Origin of the sequence: Desulfurivibrio alkaliphilus AHT 2 (genome assembly GCF_000092205.1) — a bacterium.
Lineage (GTDB): Bacteria > Desulfobacterota > Desulfobulbia > Desulfobulbales > Desulfurivibrionaceae > Desulfurivibrio > Desulfurivibrio alkaliphilus.
The window spans coordinates 30,604-55,105 of record NC_014216.1 but is presented as its reverse complement, the minus strand read 5'-3'; the positions used below and the strand labels follow the sequence as shown (position 1 = coordinate 55,105).

20 protein-coding genes and 1 tRNA gene are annotated in these 24,502 nt (G+C 59.8%); 2 read left to right on the top strand and 19 right to left on the bottom strand.

The features are described 5' to 3' along the window. Positions 1 to 4 precede the first annotated feature (4 nt). From DAAHT2_RS00250 to DAAHT2_RS00230, 5 genes are read right to left on the bottom strand one after another with little or no spacing between them, the layout of a single operon-like run. A complete protein-coding gene (locus tag DAAHT2_RS00250) occupies positions 5 to 631 on the bottom strand; it encodes an NADH:ubiquinone reductase (Na(+)-transporting) subunit D (protein ID WP_013162290.1) in 627 nt (208 codons plus the stop codon). Then, entirely contained in the window at positions 624 to 1,406 is a 783-nt protein-coding gene (locus DAAHT2_RS00245; RefSeq protein WP_013162289.1) for a Na(+)-translocating NADH-quinone reductase subunit C, read from the bottom strand. The genes DAAHT2_RS00250 and DAAHT2_RS00245 overlap by 8 nt, the downstream gene beginning before the upstream one ends. After that, the gene (locus DAAHT2_RS00240; protein WP_041719079.1) at positions 1,399 to 2,607 is read right to left on the bottom strand and encodes an NADH:ubiquinone reductase (Na(+)-transporting) subunit B; all 1,209 of its coding nucleotides are present in this window, start codon (positions 2,605 to 2,607) and stop codon (positions 1,399 to 1,401) included. Before DAAHT2_RS00240 ends, DAAHT2_RS00245 begins: the two co-directional genes overlap by 8 nt. A 7-nt stretch (positions 2,608 to 2,614) precedes the next feature. After that, positions 2,615 to 4,027 carry an NADH:ubiquinone reductase (Na(+)-transporting) subunit A gene (nqrA, locus tag DAAHT2_RS00235; protein WP_013162287.1) on the bottom strand — a complete coding sequence of 471 codons (1,413 nt, stop codon included), beginning with the start codon at positions 4,025 to 4,027 and terminating at the stop codon, positions 2,615 to 2,617. A 3-nt stretch (positions 4,028 to 4,030) separates the two neighbouring features. After that, positions 4,031 to 5,044 carry an FAD:protein FMN transferase gene (locus DAAHT2_RS00230; protein ID WP_013162286.1) on the bottom strand — a complete coding sequence of 338 codons (1,014 nt, stop codon included), beginning with the start codon at positions 5,042 to 5,044 and terminating at the stop codon, positions 4,031 to 4,033. 150 nt (positions 5,045 to 5,194) lie between these two features. On the opposite strand from DAAHT2_RS00230, the gene DAAHT2_RS00225 reads away from it, so the two are divergent. Next, entirely contained in the window at positions 5,195 to 6,337 is a 1,143-nt protein-coding gene (locus DAAHT2_RS00225; protein ID WP_013162285.1) for a hypothetical protein, read from the top strand. A gap of 5 nt (positions 6,338 to 6,342) precedes the next feature. Continuing rightward, complete coding sequence (gene zwf / locus DAAHT2_RS00220; protein ID WP_013162284.1) at positions 6,343 to 7,896, top strand: glucose-6-phosphate dehydrogenase; 1,554 nt, start codon at positions 6,343 to 6,345, stop codon at positions 7,894 to 7,896. 90 nt (positions 7,897 to 7,986) lie between these two features. On the opposite strand, the gene DAAHT2_RS00215 is transcribed toward zwf, so the two are convergent. The 14 genes from DAAHT2_RS00215 to proA all read right to left on the bottom strand — a co-directional run bounded on the left by DAAHT2_RS00215 (position 7,987) and on the right by proA (position 24,485). Next, positions 7,987 to 8,071 (bottom strand) — tRNA-Leu (locus DAAHT2_RS00215). A 5-nt stretch (positions 8,072 to 8,076) separates the two neighbouring features. After that, complete coding sequence (secG, locus tag DAAHT2_RS00210) at positions 8,077 to 8,451, bottom strand: preprotein translocase subunit SecG (RefSeq protein WP_013162283.1); 375 nt, start codon at positions 8,449 to 8,451, stop codon at positions 8,077 to 8,079. A gap of 43 nt (positions 8,452 to 8,494) precedes the next feature. Continuing rightward, complete coding sequence (tpiA, locus tag DAAHT2_RS00205; protein ID WP_013162282.1) at positions 8,495 to 9,244, bottom strand: triose-phosphate isomerase; 750 nt, start codon at positions 9,242 to 9,244, stop codon at positions 8,495 to 8,497. Between the two features lie 69 nt (positions 9,245 to 9,313). Next, the gene (locus tag DAAHT2_RS00200) at positions 9,314 to 10,492 is read right to left on the bottom strand and encodes a phosphoglycerate kinase (RefSeq protein ID WP_013162281.1); all 1,179 of its coding nucleotides are present in this window, start codon (positions 10,490 to 10,492) and stop codon (positions 9,314 to 9,316) included. Further along, positions 10,489 to 10,971: a ribosomal protein S18-alanine N-acetyltransferase gene (rimI, locus tag DAAHT2_RS00195; protein WP_013162280.1), complete on the bottom strand. Its 483-nt coding sequence runs from the start codon at positions 10,969 to 10,971 to the stop codon at positions 10,489 to 10,491. The genes DAAHT2_RS00200 and rimI overlap by 4 nt, the downstream gene beginning before the upstream one ends. Positions 10,972 to 11,013: 42 nt before the next feature. Further along, positions 11,014 to 12,222 (bottom strand): type I glyceraldehyde-3-phosphate dehydrogenase, encoded by a 1,209-nt coding sequence (locus tag DAAHT2_RS00190; protein WP_013162279.1) that lies wholly within the window; start codon positions 12,220 to 12,222, stop codon positions 11,014 to 11,016. Between the two features lie 178 nt (positions 12,223 to 12,400). After that, on the bottom strand, positions 12,401 to 12,592 hold the full coding sequence (locus DAAHT2_RS00185; protein ID WP_049824431.1) for a Fic family protein: 192 nt from the start codon (positions 12,590 to 12,592) through the stop codon (positions 12,401 to 12,403). A 169-nt stretch (positions 12,593 to 12,761) separates the two neighbouring features. Beyond that, positions 12,762 to 13,154: a hypothetical protein gene (locus DAAHT2_RS00180; protein WP_157861376.1), complete on the bottom strand. Its 393-nt coding sequence runs from the start codon at positions 13,152 to 13,154 to the stop codon at positions 12,762 to 12,764. Positions 13,155 to 13,229: 75 nt separating this feature from the next. Continuing rightward, positions 13,230 to 13,727, bottom strand: coding sequence for an AlbA family DNA-binding domain-containing protein (locus DAAHT2_RS00175; RefSeq protein ID WP_041718742.1), 498 nt, complete (start codon positions 13,725 to 13,727; stop codon positions 13,230 to 13,232). A 248-nt stretch (positions 13,728 to 13,975) separates the two neighbouring features. Continuing rightward, on the bottom strand, positions 13,976 to 15,634 hold the full coding sequence (locus DAAHT2_RS00170; protein WP_041719071.1) for an RNA-binding domain-containing protein: 1,659 nt from the start codon (positions 15,632 to 15,634) through the stop codon (positions 13,976 to 13,978). A gap of 7 nt (positions 15,635 to 15,641) precedes the next feature. Then, positions 15,642 to 17,207 (bottom strand): RNA/DNA-binding domain-containing protein, encoded by a 1,566-nt coding sequence (locus DAAHT2_RS00165; RefSeq protein ID WP_013162277.1) that lies wholly within the window; start codon positions 17,205 to 17,207, stop codon positions 15,642 to 15,644. Positions 17,208 to 17,266: 59 nt separating this feature from the next. Next, positions 17,267 to 18,247, bottom strand: a complete 981-nt coding sequence (locus tag DAAHT2_RS00160) for an HNH endonuclease (protein ID WP_013162276.1) — start codon at positions 18,245 to 18,247, stop codon at positions 17,267 to 17,269. Continuing rightward, entirely contained in the window at positions 18,248 to 18,526 is a 279-nt protein-coding gene (locus DAAHT2_RS00155) for a hypothetical protein (RefSeq protein ID WP_013162275.1), read from the bottom strand. It abuts the gene before it with no gap. Next, on the bottom strand, positions 18,519 to 24,485 hold the full coding sequence (gene proA, locus DAAHT2_RS00150) for an anti-phage protein ProA (RefSeq protein WP_013162274.1): 5,967 nt from the start codon (positions 24,483 to 24,485) through the stop codon (positions 18,519 to 18,521). The genes DAAHT2_RS00155 and proA overlap by 8 nt, the downstream gene beginning before the upstream one ends. Between the last annotated feature and the right edge of the window lie 17 nt (positions 24,486 to 24,502).

The following is a 24,502-nucleotide window of genomic DNA, read 5'->3' as shown; positions in this document are numbered from 1 at the left end:
GGCTTTACTCCTTTTCCCGTTGCGACGGATAAATTTCCCGCAGCAGCCAGATCAGCAGGGCCACCAGGAAAAAGGCGCTGGCCGGCAGCAGCATCATGCCGTTGCCCTGATACCAGCCGTCCCGGGTGACCAGCGGCAGCACGGTGACCCCGAACAGGGTGCCGGCCCCGAACAGTTCCCGAAAGAAGGCCACACTCATCAGGATAAACGAATAGCCCAGGCCGTTGCCCAGGCCGTCGAGAAAGGCCTTGTCCGGCGGGTTGCTCATGGCAAAGCCCTCGGCCCGGCCCATGACGATACAGTTGGTGATGATCAGCCCCACGTAGATGGAAAGCTGGCGGGAAAGATCGTAGAAATAAGCCTTAAGCACCTGGTCCACCAGAATCACCAGGGTGGCGATGATGGTGATCTGGATGCCGATGCGCACCGTGTTGGGGATATTCTCCCGCAGCAGGCTGATGGTGGTGCTGGCAATAGCGGTGACCAGGGTCAGGCAGATGGACATCACCAGGGCGGTGGCCATATTGCCGGTAACTGCCAGGGCCGAGCAGATCCCCAGCACCAGCACGGTGATGGGGTTGCGCTCGAAAATCGCCTTGAAAAACAACTGCCCCCGGGTTTCCTCAGCCATTATGGATTCCTCCGTCGCGGTACCGTTCCAGAAACGGTTTGAAACCGTGATCGCCGAACCAGAATTGCAGCAGGTCGCTTACCCCCCTCAAGGTGCCGGTGGCGCTGGAGATGCCATCAATCTGGTGGCGGCCTTCCTCCCCCGGCGGTGCTTCACCCTTGACCACCCGCAGGGCGGGCCGGCCGTCGGCATCGTAAACTTTTTTGCCCCGCCAGCCGGCCAGCCAGTCGCGGTTTTCAATTTCGCTGCCCAGGCCGGGGGTTTCACCATGGCGGTAAAAGGTGGCGCCGGCCACGGTGTTGAGATCGGGCCCCAGGGCCACGTAGCCGTGCATCATGGACCACATCCCCCGGCCCCGGATGGGCAGTACCACTTTGGCCAGCTCACCGTTTTCCCGCACCAGGTACACCAGGGAGTAGTCTTCCCGGCGACCCAGGCGGGCCTGGTCGGCATCCTTGGGCAATTCCCGACCAAGTTCGCGGTCGAGGGCGGCCTTGAGCTGGTTGTACTCCGCCGGGTCCATTTTCTCGGGCGGCAGTAAAGCGCCGTCTTCCAAGTTGATAATGCGGGCCTCCACGGTTTTGAAAAGTTCCTCGACATCGGCGCCCGGCTGGTACAAATCGGCGGCGATCAGGACGTTTCTCATCTCGTCCTGGCGCTGGTTGGCCTCCTGCCGCTCTCTAAGCCCCACCGCCGTGCCGGCCACCAGGGTCGAACAGACCAGGGCCAGCAGCAGCACGGTCAACACCGTTCGGGCGGTACTCTCCTTAGCCATAACGCAGCGCCCTCCGCCGGATATTGGCCTGAATCACCAGGTAGTCGAAGAGCGGCGCAAAGATATTGCCCAGCAGGATGGCCAGCATCACCCCTTCGGGAAAGGCGGGGTTGAGCACCCGCAGGATAATGGTCAGGGCGCCGATAAAGAGCCCGTAGAGCCATTTGCCCGCCTCGGTGTGGGGGGCGGTGACCGGATCGGTGGCCATGAAGACCAGCCCCAGGGCAAAGCCGCCCAGCACCAGGTGCCAGTGGGGCGGCACGTTGGCCATGGGGTTGTCCGGCGAGCCGATGAGCCAGAACGGCAGGCTACAGGCCAATGCCCCCAGCAGCATGGCCAGCATGATCCGCCAGGAGGCGATGCGGGTAACCAGCAGCAGGGCGGCCCCCAGCAGGCAGGCCAAGGCCGAGGTCTCGCCCATGGAACCGGGGATGATGCCGGCAAAGGCCGCGCCCCAGGTGAAGTCCAAAGCGGCCACCGGCTGATCGGCGGGGGCGGCGGCCAGGGTGGCCAGGGGGGTGGCGCTGCTCAGGCCGTCGACCCCCACCCACACCTCATCGCCGCTCATCTCGGCGGGGTAGGCAAAGAAAAGGAAGGCCCGGGCGGTCAGCGCCGGGTTCATGAAGTTGCGCCCCACCCCGCCGAACACCTCCTTGGCGAAAATTACCCCGAAGCTGGTGCCCACCGCAACCTGCCACAGGGGAATGGTGGGCGGCAGGGTCAGGGGCAGCAGCAGGCTGGTGACCAGGAAGGCTTCAGAAAACTCATGGCCGCGGATAATATTGAAAATCGTCTCCCAGACACTGCCCACCACCACGCAGACCAGGTAAACGGGCAGGAAGTAGAGCGCCCCGTGCACCAGGTTGGAGGAAAGACTGGCGGGGTCAACCCCCACCCGGCTCATCACCACCCCGCGCCAGCCGGCCGGCAGTTCCAGCCCGAGGTTGACCAGGGCCAGGTTGGCCTGGTAGCCGGTGTTCCACAGGGCCATCAGCACGCAGGGGATCAGGGCGATGATCACCGTGATCATGATCCGCTTGAAATCGATGGCATCCCGCACGTGGGGTGCGCCGGGGTTGGTAAGCCGGCTGCCCATGAGGAAGCTGTCGGTGGCCTCGTACAGCGGGTACCAACGCTGCAGCCGGCCGCCCTGGTGGAAGTGCGGCGCCAACGAGCGCAGAAATCGATCCAGAGCCTTGATCACCGCTTCACGCCTCCTCTTCGATCCGGGTCAGCATCTCCCGCAGGAGGGGAGCGAAATCGTTCTTGCCGGGGCAGACAAAGCTGCACAGGGCCAGATCCTCTTCCACCAGTTCCAGCACCCCCAACTCCAGGCAGCGTTCCAGGTTGCCGGAGGCCAGGGCTTTGAGCAGGGAGGTGGCGATGATATCCAGCGGCATCACCCGCTCGTAGGTGCCCAGGGGGAAGATGGCCCGGCGGCCGCCCCAGGTGGCGGTGCTCATGGCAAACGGCCGGCGGCGCAGGGCCGAGAGGAAGGCCGGCACCAGGGAAAAGCGATCCCAGCCGGGGCGCGCCCAGCCAAAGAGGCAACTGCCGTCGTCTTCGGGCAGGGCGCAGATCTGCTGGTGGTAACGGCCCAGGTAGGCAAAAGGGCCGTGGGCGTGGTGGCCGTCCAGCACCGAGCCGGAGATCAGCCGGTACAAACGACCGGGCAAGGCCGCAGCTTGCCCTCCCCCCTGAAGGTTCTCCGGCGATGTCTCGGGCGGCAAGGCGCCGGTCACCAGCTCATCGCGCAGCAGTTCGGGCAGAGCCGCGCCGCGAGCCGTCCTTACCAAGCGGGGGTTGGCCATGCCCGGCCCGGCCAGGGCCACCACCTGTGAGCTGGCAAGCCGCCCATGGCGGAAGAGGTGGCCGATGGCCATGACATCCTGGTAACCGATCTGCCAGACCTCCTTGCCCGGCCCCACCGGGTCGAGAAAGTGGATATGGGTGGAAGGCAGACCGGCGGGATGGGGACCGCTGAAACGGGCCACGGTGATGCCCGGCAGATCTTCGCCGGGCAAGGGTGCCGCCGGCGGCGAGGTGCAGAGATAGGTTTTGGGCGCCAGAGTGGCGAGCAGTTGCAGCCCGGCCCGGAAATCCTCCGACGCCTCGGCAATCACCACCGCCGGCTCGGCGGCCAGGGGCCGGGTGTCGATGGCGGTGACAAACAGGGCGGCGGGCGAAGCCGACGGCGAGGCCACCTTGCCGTAAGGCCGGGTTTTGAAAGCCGTCCAGAGGCCGGAGTCCACCAGTACCCGGCGGATTTTTTCCGGCGAGCGCCCTTCCCCGCCGCCGACCGCAAAGGAGCGCTGCTCATCGCCCTCAAGGGCGATCACCACCGATTGCAAGCGGCGCCGCGCCCCCCGGTTGATGGCGCTGACCACCCCGGCGGCCGGGGCGGTGAAGTTGACCCCGGGGTTTTGCTTATCGGTGAACAGCACCTGGCCGGCGGCCACCCGATCGCCTTCCCGCACCTCCATGGAGGGGCGCAGGCCGGGGTAATCGTCGGCCAGCAGAGCCACGTGGCCGACCCGGCCGGCGGGCTCGATAACCTGGCGCGGCGCCCCGCTGATGGGAATATCCAGTCCCCTGGCGATGGTGAGTTCCATGGATTCCATGGTTTAGACGCGAAACCCGTCGGTATGCCGGACCTTGAGGTCCTTATCGATAAAATAACCTTCACAGCCGGGAAAAGCGGCCAGCAGGTCCAGGGAATCGGGCAGCCCCAGCACCAGGCAGGCGGTGGCCAGGGCATCGGCCAGGGCCGCGTCGGGGGCGGTGACGGTGCAACTGGCCAACTGCGGCGGCGAAAAGCCGGTACGGGGGTTGATAATATGATGGTGCCGGTAATCGGCGCTGAAATGCTGCAGATAATCGCCCGAGGTGGCCACCGCCAGGTTGTCGCCGGCCACCACCGCCAGCTCGCGGTTCATCCCCGGCCGGGGCGGGGCGATGCCGATGCGCCAGGGCTCATTGCGGGGTTTGCCGCCCCGGGCCACCAGGTCGCCGCCGGCGGCCACGTAAACCCGGTCAAAGCCGTGGGCCGCCAGGGTATCCACCCCGCGATCGACGATATAGCCCTTGCCGATGCCATCCAAAGTGATCCCCATCCCCGGCCGGCCCAAGCGCACCCGCCGCTTGCCGACCTGCAACTGCTCATAGGCCACGGCCCGCCGGGCCGCCGCGATCTGGTCCGGGTCGGCGGTCAAACCCTGCTGGTGCCGGAGCAGCAGGGGCAGCGTGGTGATATCGAAAGCGCCGTCACTTTTGGCGCTGACCTGTTGCGCCAAAGCCAGCACCGCCAGCAGATCTTCGCCGGCCTCGTCGATCTCCCCGCTGCGGTTGAGCCGCCCCACCTCGCTGTCGGGGTTAAACCGGCTGAGCCGGGACTCCAGCTCGCCCATCCGGGCCAAAGTGGCAGCCACCGCCGCCTGGGCCTGATCCCGGTCGCGGCTGTAGACCACCAGGTCCACAGGGGTACCCATAAGCACCTGTCCCCGGCGCACCACCTGCCAGCCCCGCTCACCTCCGGCGAAGGTCAGCCCGAAAGCCCCGGCGGCCCCGGCCAGGGCAAAGATTTTCAGGGCTGAACGGCGACTGAACACCGCCCCCTGTTCTTTCTCGCTTTCCGCCATACCAGCATCCCTCAGCAAAAGTGCGCTCTGCTACCTTAATGGATTCTATTGACTACAACAAAAACCGCTTAAAAGTCAACCGTGCACCCCCAAGGCAACGGCCAGGATGGATTTTTTCCGCCTTGACAGCCATGGCACATTGGGCGATAAATGGCGATTATGCTAGAATTTGCCTGCCTGATCCATTTCATGCTCACCGCTCTTACCGCCTGGCCCGGCCAGGGCGGAGCGCTACTGGCCCCCGACATCAACACCCACGGTTTTATCGGGGTGCTGGGGTTCAGCTATACCATGCTGCTGCACTTTCTGGTCAGCCCGGCCCGCTACGGCGAAAAAACCGCCGCCCTGCGGCGTCTGCTGGCCATCCTCTCGCTGCTGCTGGCGGCAGGCGCCCTGCTGACTAACAAACTGCTGCTCACCGTCACCGGCGGGGCCTTTCTGCTTACTTCCGCAACCCTCTTTTTTTATTTTATCCCCACCACCAACCGCCGGGAAGACCTCTTTCTAACCTGGGCGGTGATCATCTCTTTGCTGAGTTGGCTATATTTTATCTATGCTTTGAATTTTTCCGAGCTATTTGGCTTTAAAACCCGTTTTTCTTACGTCCTGCTGGCCTTTTCCTTTCCCATGTCGCTGCTGCTTTTCTCCCGTTACGTGGACCTGTTAAAAATCAGCGCCAAACGGATAAGATTGACGGCGGTGCTGCTGGTGGGCGGGGTGCTGAGTATGTTTGCCGGCATGCTGCTGGCCTGGCCGCCGCTGAAATTGGCCAGCGCCGTTTTGCTGCTGCTGCTCATCAGCTGGTACCTGCTCCAGGCCCATCGCCTGCGGGAGCCGTTTCTGCTGACCGCCTTTATCGGGCTGCTGCTCACCAGCCTGACCGGAATCTGGTATCTGCTGGCCTACATCCTGGGTTATGGTTATGGCCCGGGGACCAAGGTGGTGCTGAGCCTGCATGCCCATCTGGCCCATTTCAGTTGGGCCACCTTCGGCATTTATTACCTGCTGCTGCGCGACCAGGGTGGGGTGAGCGCCCATGGAGCCCCGGCCACTGCCTTGGCAACCGACGGGAAGATGGGCCACGGGCGGCAACAAAACCACCTGCTGTTCGCCTTGCTGCCACTGCTGACCGCCTTGCTGCTGCTCTCCGCTTACCTGCTTACCGACATCCCCTGGTTGCCGGCGGCGGCGGTGACCATGTTTCTGCTCTCCGGCCTGGCCCCGGCCCGCGCCCTGCTGAAAGGCCGGCATTTGCCGGCCCCGCGGGCACAAACCACAACTGAAAGGGAGTAGCAAGTATGTCTTTGCAGCAAACTGATTGCCGGCAACGCACCACCCAAGGCTCCTGCAACCTGCGCAACAGTTCTGAACTGCCCTCGTGCAGCATCGTGATTTTCGGCGCTTCCGGCGATCTTACCGCCCGCAAGCTGATCCCCGCCCTGGCCAACTTGTTTGCCCATGGTTGCCTGCCGGAGCGTTTCAACATCGTGGGCTGCGGCCGCAGTGCCATGAGCCACGAGGAGTTTCGCCGCCACCTGGCGGAGTTTGAACCAGACCGGCAAGCCGAAACCAGCAGCGAGGGCTGGCAGCGTTTCGCCGCCAACCTCTTCTACCAGCAACTTTCCTACGACTCCCCCGACTCCTACCGGCAACTTGCAGAGTTGTTGAACCAACTGGACCGGCAACGGGGCACCGCCCCCAACCGCATGTTCTACCTGTCGGTACCGCCGGCCCTGTATCCGGTGATCGCCACCCAACTGGGCCCGGCGGGCCTGTCGAACCAAGACGCCGCCCACTGGTCCCGGATCGTGGTGGAAAAACCCTTCGGCCACGACCTGGCCTCTGCCCAAGCGCTGGACCAAACCCTGCATGCCGGGTTCAGTGAAGAGCAGATTTTCCGCATCGATCATTATCTGGCCAAGGAAACGGTGCAGAACATCCTGATGCTGCGCTTTGCCAACGCCATCTTCGAGCCTCTGTGGAACCGCAATTACGTCGATTATGTGGGGATCATCAGCGCCGAAAAGCTGGGGGTGGAACACCGGGCCGGGTTTTACGAGCAGGCCGGGGTACTGCGGGACATGTTCCAGAACCACATGATGCAACTGCTGGCCCTTACCGCCATGGAGCCGCCCAGCCGCTTCAAGGATATCCAGGTGCATGACGAAAAAACCAAGATCTTCCGGGCCTTGAAGCCACTGAACCGGGGGCGGCTGAGCGACAACCTGGTGCTGGGGCAGTACGGCCCCGGCACCATCGACGGCCGGGAGGTTCCGGGTTACCGCCAAGAACCGGGCGTGGCGCCGGACTCCCTGACCCCCACCTTCGCCGCCATGAAGCTGGGCATCGACAACTGGCGCTGGCGGGGGGTGCCGTTCTACCTGGTTTCCGGCAAGCGGATGCCGGCCAAGGAGAGCCGGATCGTCATCCAGTTCAAGGAAGTTCCCCACTCCATGTTCAACCATGAAACGGCGGCCAACCTGCTGGCCAACCGGCTGGTGCTGGAAATTTACCCGGAAGAGAAGATCACCTTGAACTTCCAGGCCAAAACCCCGGGCAGCAAGGAATGCCTGCACCGGGCGGAGATGGGCTTCAACTACGAACGCCGCCAGGGAGAACGGGGAGCGGTAAACTTCGACGCCTACGAAATGGTCCTGCTGGACTGCATCATCGGCGACCACATGCTGTTCTGGCGCCAGGACGGGGTGGAGTTGTCGTGGTCCTTCCTGACCCCGATTCTGGCCGAGTGCGAAAGCTGCCCGGAAACCGCCGCCAAACTGCTGCAAACCTACCCCGCCGGCACCCCCGGCCCGGCCGAAGCCCACCACTGGATGCAACTGCTGGCCAATTGACCAGGCATGAAAAAACCCCGTGCATCGTTGGCCGATCTGGCCGGATGGACGGGGTTGCAATGCTTCAGCAAACTTCGCTGGATTATGATTTGGTGCCGAAGGCGAGACTCGAACTCGCACGGGTTGCCCCACTACCCCCTCAAGATAGCGTGTCTACCAGTTCCACCACTTCGGCGTTTTTTATTCTGCTTCACCCGGGAAGGTGCGCGGGACGTCGCCATCGGTGGCACCCGGCAGCGGGATGGTTACCGGCTCGTCGCTTTCCGGCAGCACTTCCTCGATGGGCGCCGGAGTGGTCCGCACCCTTTCCATTACCGAACCGTCGCCGGCCCGGCTGGAGATATAAGCCAGTGAAATCGAGGTGATCATGAACACCACGGCAGCCATGGTGGTGATCTTGTTCATCAGCGGCAACGGCCCTTCGGTGCCGAACACCGTCTGGCTGGAACCGCCGAAAGAGGCGCCGATGGAGGCCCCCTTGCCGTGCTGCAGCAGCACGATGGTCACCAGAAATAGGCAAACCAGGATATGGGAAACAATTAAAACTGTATACATCCTTAACTCTCACCGAGAATAAAAACAGCGCCCACCCGGCAAATTAAGCAAAGCGGATGATGCGCTCAAAAGTTTCGGCCGACAATGACGCGCCGCCGACCAGGGCACCGTCAACATCCGCCTGGGCCATGATTTCATCAACATTGGCGGCATTAACGCTGCCACCATACAGTATTCTGATGCCGGCGGCAATATTTTTCTCATAGACCTCGCAAAGCAATCGGCGCACAAATTCATGGGCCTCCTGAGCCTGGTCGGGGCTGGCGGTTTTGCCGGTGCCGATGGCCCAAACCGGTTCATAGGCGATCACCAGGCCGGCGGCCTCGCTGATTTCCACCTGCTGCAGACCATCCCGCACCTGCCGTTCCAGCACCGCCATGGTTTGGCCGGCCTCCCGCTCATCCAGGGTCTCGCCAATGCAGAGGATAGGCACCAGGCCGTGGGCCATGGCCCCGCGCAGGCGGCGGTTGACCATGGCATCGTCTTCGCCGAAGACGTGGCGGCGCTCGGAGTGGCCGACGATTGCCATCCGGCAACCCAACTCGCGCAGCATGGGCGGGGCAATCTCGCCGGTAAAGGCGCCTTTCTCCTCCCAGCAGACGTTCTGGCCGGCCAGGATCAGCCGTTCCCCGGCCACCTCCCGCACCCGGGCCAGGGCGGTGAAGGGCGGCGCGATCATAACTTCCCGGTCGGGGCAAGCCTCCGCCACCCCGGCCACCGCCGCCGCCAGCTCGGCGGCCTGATCGAGGTTCAGGTGCATCTTCCAGTTCCCGGCAATCAGCGGGGTACGCATAGAATCTCCTCCGGCCGTTTTTTTATTTCAAAACTTTGCCAAACCAGTTTGGCGGCATGGAGCGCGGCTTTACCCGCCAAGGACTTCAACCCCCGGCAGCTTTTTGCCTTCCATCAGCATCAGAAAGGCGCCGCCACCGGTGGAGACGTAGGAAATGCTGTCCACCTCGCCGGCCCGGTGAATGGCCACGTCGGTATCGCCACCGCCGACGATGGTCAGGGCGTGGGAACGAACCAGGGCCTGGACCATGGCCATGGTGCCCCGGGCAAAGGCATCTACCTCAAAGACCCCCATGGGGCCGTTCCAGATGATGGTCTTGGCATCTTCCAGGGCCTCGGTAAAAAGCATGGTGGTGGCCGGGCCGATATCCAGCGCCATCCATTCGGCGGGAATCTCCTGGCAGGTGACCCGCTTGGTCTCCGCCTTGGCATCCAACTCCTGGGCGACGATGCAGTCCACCGGCAGGTAGAGCTTGACCCCTTTGGCCTTGGCCTTGGCCAGCAACTCCCGGGCGGTGTCCAGCAGCTCTTCTTCCACCTTGGAACGGCCCACATCCAGGCCCTGGCTTTTCAGAAAAGTATTGGCCATGGCGCCGCCGATGATCATCTTGTCCACCCGGTCCAGCATGTTGGTAAGCGCCCCGAGCTTGCTGGAAACCTTGGCCCCGCCGATGACGGCCACCAGCGGCCGGGCCGGGTCGCCCACCGAGCGGTGGAAGTAATCCATCTCTTTTTGCAGCAGAAAACCGGCCCCGGCTTCCTTGATCTGGCGGGGCACCCCCACCACCGAGGCGTGGGCCCGGTGGGCCACGGCAAAGGCGTCGTTGATGTAGACATCGGCCAGGGCCGCCAGGCGGCGGGCAAACTCTTCGTCGTTGGCCTGCTCCTCGGGGTGAAAGCGCAGGTTTTCCAGCAGCAGCACTTCACCAGGTTTAAGTTCGGCGGCCAGCTTTTCCACCTCCGGCCCGACACAGTCCGGGGCCAGCCTGACCTCCTTGGCGATCAGCCGGGAGAGCCGCTTGGCCGCCGGGGCCAGGCTGAACTCCGGCTTGGGCTGGCCCTTGGGGCGACCCATATGGGAACAGATGATCACCGCAGCGTTTTCATCCAGGGCGTGGTTCAGGGTGGGCAGCACCGAGCGGATGCGAATGTCGTCGGTGATGTTGCCCTGCTCGTCCAGGGGAACGTTGAAGTCCACCCGGATCAGCACCTTTTTATCTTTTAAGTCGATATCCCTGATATTTTTCACGCGCTCCCTCCTTGGTTAAGCATGTTCGGCCCCTTTGCCACCGGCCGCGCCAGCACCACCGCGTCATCCTCGGGGTCGTGGTAATAGCCGGGTCGCAGGCCGCAGTGCTCAAACCCCATTTGCCGGTACAACTCCAGGGCGGCCCGGTTGGCGGCCCTGACTTCCAGAAAACAGGAAGTTACCCCCAGGCCGGGCAACCGCTTCCAGAGCTGCCGCAGCAAACCGGTGGCCACCCCGCGCCGGCGGCAGTCCGGGGCCACCAGCAGGCGGAAGATCTCCGCCTCGTTCCCGACCGCCATCCCGGCCATATATCCTATCACCCGGCCGGTTGCCGAATCAAGGGCAACCAATTGCCAGCCGCCGGCGCGGGCCAGTTCGGCGGTCCATTGCTCCAGGCTCCAGCCGCCGGGTTCATCGGCCTCCATGGCCGCCACCGCCGGCAGGTCCGCCGCCGCCAGGTCTCTGATAAAAATTTTCACCAACCGGCTTCACCGGTAAGCGGTCACAGGGTGCCGCTTGCCTTAAACCATCTCTTCGGCGATGCTCACGGTACGGTCACCCAGCAGGTTGGTGTAGCTGCCCAACTCGTTGTCGTACCAGCCGTAGATCACCGCCTGGGTAACCGGCACCTCCAGTTTGTCCGGGGCGCCTTCGCACTTGAACTGGCCCATGTTGACGTTGATATTGGCGGTGCGGGTATGGGTTTCCTTGCCTTCAATAACCGCCGCGGCAGCCGGCGCGCCGACGATATCGCCGGACACCAGTTGCTCGTCGCTGTACATCAGGTAACTGGTCTGCTTGCCGAAGTCGCTATAGACCGAGTTGATCAGCTCACGGTTGATGGGGCGTTCCGGGTCATCCTGGAAGTTGACCACCAGGATGATCAACGAACCGGAGGAGGTGGGAATCCGCACCGATTCGGCGATGAAGCCGATCTTCTTCATCTCGGGCAACACCAGAAACAGGGCCTTGGCCGCCCCGGTGGAGGTGAGCACGATGTTGTTCAGGATGCTGCGGTTCTTGCGCAGGTCGGTGGCCCCGGCGCCTGGCACCCGGTCCAGCACCGGCTGGCTGCCGGTGGCGGCATGGACGGTGACCATGGAGGCGCTTAAAAACTTGTCTGCCCCGAAGTAATCGAGCAGGGGCTTGACCATGAAGGCCAGGCAGGTGGTGGTGCAGGAGGCCGCCGAGATCAGGGAGTGGCGGGCGGAGTCGTAGTCGGTGTCGTTGATGCCCATCACCGTGGTCACCGCGTCTTCGGGCATCTCCAGACCCTTCTGCTTGATCTTGAAGGGCGCCGAAAGCAGCACTTTCTCGGCCCCGCCCTGCAAGTGGCCGCGCAGCGAGCCCCGGGGGGCGTCGGCATCGGCGGTGGGATCGGTAAAGGCGCCGGTGGTATCCACCACCAGCCTAACCCCGTTATCTTTCCAGGCAATACCCTTGGGGTCGCGGGACTGGCGCAGAATGGTCACCGGCACCCCGTTGACCTTCATGGTACCCTTGCCCTCATCCAGGTCGGTGATCACCGAATTGGGAGCCTTGCAACCATAGAGGTAGTTGGCCAGGCGGCCGTAAGTGCTGTCCCGCTCGATCACCCCGGCGATATCGGCCAGCGAGGTACCAACCTCGCGCCCCACGTTGACCACCAGCTCGGTAAAGTGCTGCCGGGAAACGTGATGCCAGAGAGAGAGTTTGCCGATCCTGCCAAGGCCGTTGATCCCTAACTTCATGGTTACAAATCTCCTTTTGGTTTAAAAATAACGCAAGTTGGGCAAATTTGACAAAGACGCGAATTATACGAAAGGGATGGCCTGGAGGCAAGGATAAAAACCGCCATGAGGCGCGCCACGGCAGACAACGGCAACACCAGGCATGCCCGGACCCTTAATCCATCATTCCGCCGAACGGCTATTCATTGCTTTGGCCGGGGCTGAAATTCGATGCCGTCAGCAATTGCCGGCCCTTTTCGGTGAGGCGGTATTTTTGTTTGCTGCTGGTCGGTTTGTCCGGAATGGTCATCTCGATCAACCCCAGTTTTATACTGGTTTGCTGGTAGTGTTCCCGAAAATGTTTTTCATCCGTCAGCCCCAGCTTGCTCATGATCTCGCCCGGCTCATGGCCGCTGTTAAAACTGAAAGCATTGCCCGAACTTCGGGAGTGACCCGCCAACTTTCAGCAACTCTTTGTCCGGTAGCTGTACTTAATTTACTTAACAAATTTACTTAACAACGTGCCATCAACCGCCAGAAATTGAGTAAAAGAGAGAAGGTTATCCATTCTTCAGCCGATACCTCCTGGTTTTAGGGCTGGAGCCGTATGGCTCAAGGAAGTCGCTATTGGCAAGCAACCTGGACACGGAGCTTTGCGCCAATCCGCTGTTGCCCAGCAGCAACAGTTCCCGGCATTCGCTGTTGTTGATGGAACCATGCTGCTCGACGTAGTGCCGGATCAGGACCGGCCATTGCACCTTGTCGATGGCCCGTGAGCGGCTGTAGATGCCTTTACCCACCAGCTCCGCCGCCACCGAGGCGGCGAGGTGGTAGGTAACCCCGCTTTTTTTGCCCCGTCTTTCCAGCCAGGGATTGGGGCGATGACAGAACTGTTCCAGCCGGTCCCTGGTTCGCCCATCGGGCAATTGGGTGAGTTGGGCGGCCGTCGTCACGTCAATGTCGGCGTGCTCCCGGAGATGCGCAGCCGGGCGGTTTCCGTGGGGTCCAACTCTTCGGGTGTGAGGCCGTCAACCGGCTCGGCACTCCAATCCAATGCCCCAAGCCCGACCTGGCGACGTTGAAACTCCTCGGGTGAATAGGGCATGCAGTTTTTTCCCACCCGGATCTGGTAAAGGCCGGCGGAAGTGCCGTAGGGCGGGGGCCGGCCCTTTGGGGACCCGGACCAGAATCAGGGTGCCTTCGGGTTCGGTCAGTTCGGACACATCCACCGTGAGGTTGGGCATGGTGCCTTCATAAATGCCCCGCCGCCAGGTGTCCAGATCGTAGCGGCTGCAACCGGTGATTGCCCGCTGCCGGCCCCGGATATCGTCCTTGACTCCGAAAACCACCACCCCGCCCCCGGCGTTAGCAAAGCAAACCGCCATCTTGACCGCCTCGGCCAGTGACTTTTTGGCATCGAGCCAGCGCTTGAAATCCAGCGTCTCGGACTCTAGCTGGTCCGCCGGGACCTGGTCGATCCGGGTCAGCAGATTGCTGATGGCTTCCGGTGAAGGTATGGCGCTCATGATTGTAACTCCTCTACTTTCTCCGCGAAGTTTACCTGGGCGGCTACTCCTTCCCTGCGGTTTTCTTCAAACATGGTGGCCGGCATCGTTGGGGTCGAAGGGAACAAATTCCCGGCTGTGCCAGTAGGTGGCAAATCAGGTTTTTTCTTTTTTCTTTCTGCAAGCAGAAAAAATAACCCGCTGATTCAACTTGATTTTTAAAAAATTCCTTTCTGCAAAACATTGTTTTCTTTCTGCAAGGCCACAGGCTATTCGGCCAATACCCACTTTGGCTTGGCACGGGTGCCGTCGTTGCGGATCATTTTTGATCTGCGAAGTTTTGTAAGTAGATTGCCGACCTTCTTTTTCTTCTGTTCCTGACCCAGGGCATCACTCAATTTATTCAGCAGGAGCTTGTCAATTTCCCCCCGGGTGGCTCTGCCGAATTTTTTCAGGTAGTCGGTGATCAACTTGCAATAGTAGTCATCGTCCTGCGCCCGGGTCCAGATGTAATCGATCTTGCTGGCTGTCACCTTGGCCACGGTTGCGGAAACGTGCAGATTCGGCTTACGCCCTTCAATAAGGCCATCGCGACGTAAACGCCTGATCATATCATCGGAAATAGGCAGTCGTTTCTGTACCCGGTCCAACGCCAGAATCTCATCAAGCGGCAAGTCGGTTTTTTGAATCAGCAGGCGGCTGTATGCAGGGTCCACTACGCTGCCATAGACTGTCATCTTAACCGCCGCCGGTTCGCCCAGTTCGTAGTCCGGCATCGGGAAATAGCGCCTGGCCTGCCCGAGGTGCATGGAGTATATGCCGTAGCCCATGGTGTCGATCATGTTCAACTCGGCCATTGCCTGGGCCAAAAAGGCATTCCGGTATCGATGGGGCGTTTTGTCGCCGGTTACGTAATCTTCCGGCTTACCCTCAAAAAAACCACCTTCGTTTGCAAAAATCAGCTTGTCCGGCAACTCGGTCACCAGGATACGGCCGTTGCGGCTGTAATCCTGATGGGCGATACAGTTGTGGAGGGCTTCAAACACGACTTTCTGATCGTATTTGGATACTTCCACCGCAAACAGAGCCTCATCGGGCAGGAGACGAAGCTGAATATTGCGAATTCTTCGATACAGCCGCGTGGTGTTCAGCAGAAAAGGCGGGCCGAAGTGCTCATAGGCCCGTTCCGGACCCTCCAGCTTCCAGGTCATCTGCGCTGGATGCGGTGAAAGGAGATAGGCAGATTCCGGTCGCCCCAGCAACAGGATTGCTGCCCGGGTGATTTTGCCATCCTGAGTCAACTTGGCGCGATCAAGGAAAGTTGCCAATGGCCAGGCCATGACTTCTTCTGCCGGGAACCTATTGGCATATTTGCGAGCAAAAGATTCGCGTGCCTTCTGTAAGGCGCCTTCGTCAAGGTGGGAGAAGGTGGCATCCGCGACCAGCCTGGCCGACCAATCGCCAGCCATGGTCTGTTGACGAATTTCATCGAGCTTGTCCAGGCCAAGGTGGGTAAGGCTTTCCCCGGCCCGGGCATAGTAGTGTCCTTTCCACGCAATCGGCATTCCACGGGGGGCTGCCGGAATCTCGAAGAGTACCACCCGACCCTTTGAATTTCGCAGTTGATGAATATTGCGAAAAGTTACACTTGGTTCCGTGTTTTCGGCAATCTGCATCTTGGTACTTTGCAGCCGTTCCGGGTTCAGCCGGTAGTCGGAACCGACAATTTGTCTGCTTTTATTGTTGACCCCGAAAACAAGCCAAGCTCTTTCCTGATTACGCAAATTGGCCTCGTTGGCCAGAGCGGAAAAATACTCCCCGATTTTGTCGGTGGGATAATCTTTGCCTGCCTGCTTGAATTCCACCACTTCGTTTTCCCAAGAGGCGACCAGGTGGTCCAGCAGTTTTTGCAGTTTCGGTTGACTCATCTCCATTTCAGTCCCCTGTGTCCCCTGGCCACTCATTGCGTTTATCGGTGCTGTGGTTAGCTGCCGCCAGCAGTTGCCTGCCCTTTTCGGTAAGGCGGTATTTTTGCTTGCTGCTGGTCGGTTTGTCCGGAATGGTACGTTCCAGCAGGTTCAGTTTAAGTAACGGGGTGAGGTAGTTGATGTGGAAGGTTGAGCGATCCCTGATTCCAGCAGCCGCCTGCAACTCTTTATTTGAAAGTGATTTTGTCGCACATGCCCTTAGAACAGGTAGCAGTCGTGAATAATCGTCAGCACTGCCGACCTGTTGGGTGACTTGTTGGATGACCTGTTGGGTAACTTGTTGGCCGACTTCGGGGGTGGCGTGTTCGGTTGCCCGTTCACTCCCCTGTCCTTCCCGGTCCACAGTCAACGGCAGGGTGGTGACGAAACTGTGGCCCGTTTCCTGGAAGACCGGGGTGGCGCCATTGGCGTAGAGCGGCAGATAGCGGTGGACGTTGATCACCCCGGAGCCAAGCTCGTCGAAGCGGCCGAGTTGGATCATCAACTTGCAGATGGTCGGATTTTTGGGGAAGGGCCGCACATTGTCGGGGGTGATCCGGCCGAAGAAGTGGGCCACGTGGGGGTTTTCCAGCTCCACCCGGTCGCGGTAGATTTTGATGGTGGCCGGGGCGGCGCTGGTGTACTCCCGGTGGGCGATGATATTGGAGACGACCTCCCGGAAGATTTTTTCCCGCAGGCTGATCCGTAAATCGCCCTCCAAGTGGAAGGGATCATCGAGGTGCTTTTCGATGAAGCCCATCATCAGGTCGTAGGCGTCGATCAGGTTGGTGCGGACGATCAGGCGGTCGTCGTAGCGTTCCTGGTTGCGGCGGCGCAGCAGGCAATCGAACTTGTAGCCGGGGACGGCGTTTTGGATAACTTCATCGCTGCCGAAAAGCAGGGCCGCCGCCAGGGTAAGACCGGGGCGGCCGCTGTTGGGATCGCGGTTGAAAAATCCGCCCACTTTCAGCAACTCTTCATCGCTGAAGGCCAGCCAGGGGTGGCGGCGGTCGCCGATTCGCATCAGGCTCCGGGCCTTGTCGAACAGCTCCGGCCGCAGGTCGGCGACGGTCAGGTGGGGCAAGACCCGCTGTTCGCTAAACAGGCTCAGCTTGCGGTTGGCCAGCCCGGCCAGTTGGTGGGTGCCGCGCAGGCGGTAATCGCCATCCTCGCTGCGCAGCATGATCTCGCCGCCGTGCCGGTGAATCTGGGAACTTAGCGGCACCTGAACGGCGATCACCGTTTTGCCGTCAATCGCCAGCTCGTGGGGGAAGAGCAAAAAGGGTGGGTCAAGCTGCCGGGGGTTGTTGGAAAGGTTGGCGATGTCGCTTTTCAGCCGGGCCACGGCCCTGGGCTCCACCCCGGTGACCCCGCCGTTATCATTTACCCCGAGATATATGGTGCCGCCATCGGTGTTCAAGAATGCGCAAACCGTGTCGAAGAAGGAACCGGGCAGCCGGTCGCGGGCCTCCTTGAACTCCACGTGCAACCCCTCGCCGGTGGTGAGAATTTCTTTGACTTCGGATGGTTTCAACTTAGTGCTCCGGTTTTGTTATTTCCTTACCCATAGATGGACCCTCCAGCTAAGTGCCTTCACAGGCGCCACTCCCGGCGGTGGGCGGCCAGATATTCCCGGGACGGCCAGTGGTCGCGTTCAACCGGTGGGATGATGGCCCGGCCGGCCAGCATAGACAGCAGGCCGGGGAAGTTGGGGTCGATGCCAATGGTGGGGGCGGTGAGAACCGTGTACTGGTCGGAAACCCCCAACATACCTTTATCGAACCCCCAGTGGCAGGTACGGCAAAGGGCCATGCCGTTGCGGAGATCGTCGTTTCTGGTCCGGCGCCACGGAACGATATGGGCCGCCTCCACCACGGTATGGCCGTCCGGGGTGACGATGCGGATGCCGCACAGGGCGCAACGGTGGTCATAGGTCTTCACCACCAACCGCCGGAACCCCTGGCTCCGCGCCTCCGGGCTGTAGCGGTCGGCCGCCATAGCCTCCTTTACCTGCCGGTGGACCTGTTCTTCCAGCAACCGGCTGTAATCGTAGGCCTCACGGTTGATCCGCGACTGTTCCCGCAACAGGGCCTGAGCACTGGTCGAAAAACAGGACAGGAGCAGGGCTTCCCGCAACGCACTCCTGCCATCTTCGCTCTGCATGGCCTGGAATATCCCGTCGGCCAGTTTTGCTCCCAGGGCGTAGCGCCGCAGGTAACTGACCGACGAGGTATTGTTGATCAACGGCGTAGTGATGGTTTGTCCCGGCTGGGGGACCAGTTCCCAGAAAGGTTCGCGGTCCAGGCGGGAAAACGGGAAGGCGATGCTGCTGGGGGACTGCCCCACCGGCACGATCCGCCGCCAGTAAAGGTTGAAAAGCTCGTTCAACTCCACCAAGTCATCGGTAACGGAAATAAAGGGGGAGTTGATCACCCCCCGGTGGGCCAAGTCAAGCACCGCCAGCAACAACAGCGGCTTATGCGGCGCCCTGCCCCTGGACGCTTCCGACCAGATCGGCCCCGGTGCGCGTTTCAGGCGGGTGAAGTGTTTGATGTGCTCCTGCAGAGGGTTCATTTAACCATGACGCTTAGTGTCGGTGAGCGATTCGTCCTGGGTTGATATAGCGGCGGCGTGGCGGCCATACCATTCAATGGTAGTTTTGTTGCCGATCATGCTCACCCGCGCCGGGGGGACAGAGCCAGGGGCGCTATGCTCGGCAATGGCGCAGGCCACGGCGATGTTTTTTGTTTTTGGTTGTATCAATTTGTTTTTCCATTGGTGTTTTGGCCTCATGACCCATTTGGTTTGAATCTGCAAGAATTTCTCATACTTAACTTTGATTAAGTCACCCACGCGGCGAATTCCAAGCAAATACTTTACTCAAACGGCTTCGAGCACCCTGGCTCAACCGTGCAATGCCGATCCGGCGCGCCAATTCAATGGGATCACTGCCGATGGACAACAGTTTTACAATTGCACTGATTTCCTCATTGCAAATATATTCCACCTTTCGCAATTCATCGTCACGGCCTTTATAGCGGGCGGGAACAAGGCGCTCTTTGACCGTTCCCTTGCGCCAAAAAAACATACCAACGTCTTCTTTCGTGCGTCCCCTGCGACGCTTGGCAATGCTGATCACGATGTCGCGGATCTGACGACCCGCGCGCTGAAACCCGTGATGGCGGGCGATGCGTCGGACCAACAAATCTTCATGGATTGGTCCTTCCGTATCAATAACATGATCGATCATGGCCGAAAGACGGGGCTTATATTCCTCGGAATAGAACATATCAGGATCAGCCTTATAACCCTCTCCACTGAAGTGCGCCGGCACATAGCTATCACACAGATTACCTGAAGGCCCCTGCATTCTTTTTGATGGCATAATGTTAGCTGCCGGTTCCGGCATCGCAGGGCTGGCGGCAATATAACCTCCATGCGGCTCGAAATCCTGGTTTGATGCACCATTCTCGTCAACTGTCACGTCGGCGGACATAGCCGGCATGGAAAACTCTTCACCGGAGCCATCAACATGCTCAGAGCGTGAAGATGCCCCCACGGCGCTTTCCTCCATGTTGCGAGGTGCCTTTTCGCGCTCTCTCCGATCCACGTCCAGGCGGCCTTTCAGCGCCTGGTGGAGAGTTTCCAAAGCCTTGGCACTATTGGTCCACCAATCCGTCGACCACACGCGTAACAAGGTCCAGCCAAGCCCCTCCAGTACCGACTGGCGAATTTTGTCGCGCTCTCGTGCAAAAGCGGAACTGTGATACATGGCACCATCGCACTCGATGCCGGCAAGGTAGACCCCCGGCTTGTCCGGGTGAACTATACCCAGATCGATCCGGTAGGCGGACACACCGACCTGCGGGTGGATGTCCCAGCCCTTATCGCGCAACGCACGTGCAACGGCAGACTCAAACGGTGAATCAAAATCTCCCATGGGGCCATAAACTGCCGCACTGAGTGCCGAGGGGCCGCGTTCGGCATATTCCAGGAAGTGTTTCAAATCCGCTACCGCTCGAGACTGCGTTCGCGAAAGGTCGATACGATCAGGACTAAGCGTGGAAAACACCAGCATTTCCGAACGCGCTCTCGTCATGGCAACATTCAGGCGACGCTCTCCCCCGTCACGATTGAGCGGGCCAAAATTCATGGTGACATGACCACCCTGATCCGGCCCATAAGTGACACTGAACAAAATTACATCCCGCTCGTCCCCCTGCACGGTTTCCAGATTTTTTACAAACACCGGCTCGTGCGTGCTGTCCATGGAAAAAGCCCATTCGATCCGTGGATTTTTGGCACGCGCTTGGTCCAGCAGATTTTCGATCAGGGACTGCTGTTCGGTATTGAAGGTCACGACGCCGATGGATTGTCTCCGCACTGCTTCATTTTCGTGGGTTAGTATTCGTAAAATCTCTGCAACGATTGCCTTTGCTTCCCCTTCGTTATGGCGCGCCTTGCCACGTGCGTAAAAACCGTCAGACTTGATCAAGCGAACACCACGATCTGGGTGTATTGGGGCGGGAAAAGTGACGAGTTCATTCCCATAGTACCGGCTGTTGGAGAACGCGATGAGACTTTCCTTACGCGACCGATAATGCAGGTTAAGGGTGCGCTGCGGAATACCCGCCCCCAACATTTCATCCAGGATGCTCTCCAAATCCCCTCCCGTAGCCACCTCGCCATCCGGGTCGTCATCAGCTCGCGCAAAGAAGTTCGTTGGCGGCATTTGTTTCGGGTCGCCGGCAACAATGGCCTGTCGGCCACGCGCCAACGAGCCGACCGCATCCCAAGTGGTTATTTGCGATGCTTCATCAAAGATGACGACATCGAATAGCGCCTGATCAGCGGGCAAATACTGGGCGACGGAAAGCGGCGACATCATGAGGCAGGGAGCCAGCTTGGTCAGAACGTCGGGTATATCCCGGATTAATTCTCGAACCGGTTTATGTTGCCTTTTCTTTTGGATTTCATGGCGAAGAACGCCCCAGGATGAACTTCGCTTGACGTCATCGGCGTCGGGGAGATCGCCCGTCAACTTGGCAGCAATGTAGGCCGCCGTAAGGTTTTGAAATTGACTGTCGATCTCACGGAATTTCTCAATTGTCGCAACATGCTCGGGCGTCGAGAAGGTTCGTAAAGCCTCGTCTTCTCCGATCAGCGCACCCGACCACCATGTGCAATATGAGGCTTCAAAAGTCGCTTCAATTTCTTCGGTCGGGACATGACCCTTCTCGATTGCTTCCACCAAAGGCCCCAACTCCAGGTCCATTGCCTCCGCGCGACGGCGGCGCCAACCACACCATTCGCGCAATTCGGCATGGCGCGCCGCGATGGTTTCGGCCGTCTCCAGAATGGCAGGTAGCGCTCTTCCCGTTTCCGCAAAGTGCTTCCTCACCGACTGGCCGGCAATAGCCTCAAACGCGCCACAAGCTTCTTGCAACTCGCGGTTGGCTGCCAAAAACTCCTGTGCCGCACGACCAACCGCAGCCTCAGGCGCAAGCAAATCGTTGCCGTCATGCATCAGGGTTCGGACCTTGTTGCGAATGTCCACCAATGTCGATGCATCGTCCACCAGTCTGCCGACTGCCAGCCGTGCCCGTTGCCCGAGGGCCTGCAAGGCTAACGCCGTATCGGGACTGGTTGTATGTCCCTGCCAATCTTTAAACTCCGTAAGCTGTTTGTCCAGACGGTCGATGGCTTCGCCTTCCACGCGCAACTGCTTCAGCACCGGCGCGTCGCAAACCGGGTCTGGAACCCCAAGTGCCCCTCTTAGCTTCATATCCTTGACCAAGCGACGGCGGGCGAAAAAACTCTTCGGCCACCAGGCAGCTTCCGCTTCCTGCCAGCGCCGGGCGATGTCATCCCCGTCCAGTTCTCGCCAAGCCATAGGTTCGTAAGCGCAACTCAGCGCCGCCTGCGCTTCCGCATAGCCTTTAAGCCGCTGCACAGCCTCTTCCAGCGCCTCGATACAATCTGGTCCGTTCGACCCCAAGGCGTAGGCTGCCTGCTTGCGATAGGACTCCAGCAACACCGTTGCCAATTCGGCAATGGCATCCATGCGCGCCATCGAACGATCCGGCACAGCGATTCCGGTGACATCCAGAAGTGCTTCACAAGCGCGATCTGCCGCAGACGCCGCCGTAGATAAACGACCAGCCCGCTCTATCACCTGACCTTCCCATTGTGGAGACCAGTCACCTTGCGACACCAACTGGAACGGGCTGTCAGTAACAACCCTCACTGCAGCGACTTGAACACGGAGTCTCTCGACCGCCTCACGCATTGCGTCAAGTTGGTCCTCATCATGCTGATCAGAAGACGGCCAGGAAAACACCGCACGCGACGCTAAATCCTCGTCCCGGACTTTCACGCCGATGGCGTAATGGGCGGTCATGCCATTCCGGCGGGGAATATGTAATCGGTCCACAACACAATTCAGTTGATCGCGCAAGCTCCGCAGACGTTCCGCTTCCTTTTCCCAGGCTTCTGCCTTGGCGCTTTGATGGTGTTCCCATGCATCACTCAATTGCGCAAGCACATCAACTTTACGAGCCTTGTTGGAGTGAAGCTCCAAACAGAATCGACCCAGCCCGATGTCTCTCAAACGACGGTATACGACATCCAACGCTGCGGTTTTTTCCGAAACAAAAAGTACTGTCTTTCCTTTGCCCAACGTATGTGCGATCAGATTGCTGATAGTCTGGCTCTTGCCTGTTCCAGGCGGGCCGATGATAATGAAATCTTTCCCCCGGTCCGCGGTAGCGATTGCCGCCATTTGCGATGAGTCCGCCGGCAGCGGAGTCAGCATATCGGACGGCTTGAAATGCCGGTCAACGTCGGCACCGTCCACAAAAGCTATATCGCTGGGATAAGGGTCACGCGGCGTATCGATAAGGTGTTTGACAATCGCGCTCTGCCGTAACGCATCGGTACGGTCGACCAGATCCTTCCACATGAGATATTTGGCAAAGGAAAAATGGCCCAGCACCACATCCTCAACGACCTCGAAACCTGGCGTATCTTTCACCGCCTTGCGAACTTTGTTCCAAATCTTGCTGACATCGATACCTCTTTGATCTCCCGGCAGTTCACCGTCCAACCCCCGGATATCGATTTCAAAATCTTTTCGCAGCATCTCCAAAAGGGTGGTGTTAAAGCGTGGCTCATCGTCATGGGCCAACATTCGAAGTCCGCTACGGACGGATTTTCGTTCCAAAGTGATGGGCACCAGAATCAGCGGCGCACGGAGCCGACGCTGATCCTTCTCGTCACGTTTCCACAGCAGGAAACCGAGTGCTAAATAGAGTGTGTTTGCGCCACCCTCCTGAAGGGCGGTTTGGGCCTTTCTGTAAATTTCAATCGCGCGGCGGGCGAGTTCCTCTCCCGGCAGGTCGACCAGGACTTGCTTCTTCGCAAGCGCATTGCTGGCATACTCTTCGGCGATAATCTCACCGGTTCGTTGCCGGTGAAGCTCTTCATCCTGCCCTCTACTGGTGGGGCGCGGAACCGGCTGGATCAAAATTCGTGCCCCTTCGGCCAACTTTTCCTCCAGGAGTCCCGGCGCAGGGCAGATAAAACGCAAGCTGGTTTTAGTGGATTTGTGATTGAGAAGCGGGTTTCGCGCGGAGAGGTCCAATAGTTTGCGCTGCCATCGCTCCAGTCGACTAACTGACGTGTCAAGCGCCTCTTCATCCTCGGCGCCATCGTCGAAGTCGGGCAGTACCGGAGCCTCTTCAAGGACAAGTTCGATACGTTCTCTCCCCTCGTCTCCTGTTGGCCCCAAAGGTTGGCTGGATTTCAGCCCGAGAGGAGAAATACGATGGGCACGGGCACGGCGGATATCGATAGCCGAGTTGAAGGTGTTATCCTTGTCTGGTGCAATCACTTCCGCCGCAGCCGCAACGGCCTTGGAAAATGGTGGAGACGGATGCGATGTTGCATAGGTCGTCTCAATCAGCACAAGTTCCTTGAGCTGAATGCGCTTTCTCAGGGTTTCTGCTTCGTCGACGACGATGGTTGTGAACTCTTCGGGCTGCAACCACACGCCAACTACCGCATGGCCCTCGGGTAGTGCAATGATGGGATTGAGCCCGGCCTGCTCCAATGCCGAGGAGATCAGCATGGTGCAATCGAGACAGGTTGCTACGCGATTTTCCAAAACTTGGCTGGGCAACCGGATTTTTTGTCCGTCCCGCTCGAAGCTAGCCGGGGGCACTGAATAGGTAATACCGAGGTTGCAGATGGCGGTATAGACGGCAGACGCGATTTCCCATACCCGCTGACGACTCCCCGCCTTGTAACCATCAATGCCGTCAAGTTTTCCTGCTTTTCGCAAGACGAGGCTTGCATCCCGCAGCACACGATCCACCGCCGGGTCGTTGGGCATTGAGAATGCAGCAAGCAATTCGGGCATGTAACCTGCGCCGCCCCATTCGTTATAAGCCAGCAAATCGACGGATTTTGTTTCTTCCGCCAGAACCACTCCGTTCTTTTCGGCGGTGATGGTGATGGTGCCGCGCACAGCATCAGCCAGGTTAAGGAGAAACCCTCCGTCAAGTTCAATATCCCGATCCTTGATCGAGATCGACCCTTCAGGAGCAATCCGAGCCAGCCGCCAGGATTTGGGCTTCAGGAAAGAGGGGTTCGACGACAGGGTGACGAGTACGTCGTCCAATCGCGTTTCACGGTCAGCGTTGTCGATCCGCAACTCTCGCAGTAAAGCGAACGCGCTCTGATGACAGGCAAAGTTTAACTTCGCCGCTGCCTCGCAGTGGATGGAGACATTTATGGGTTTCTCCAGTATCAAATGTCTATAGCCCCAAT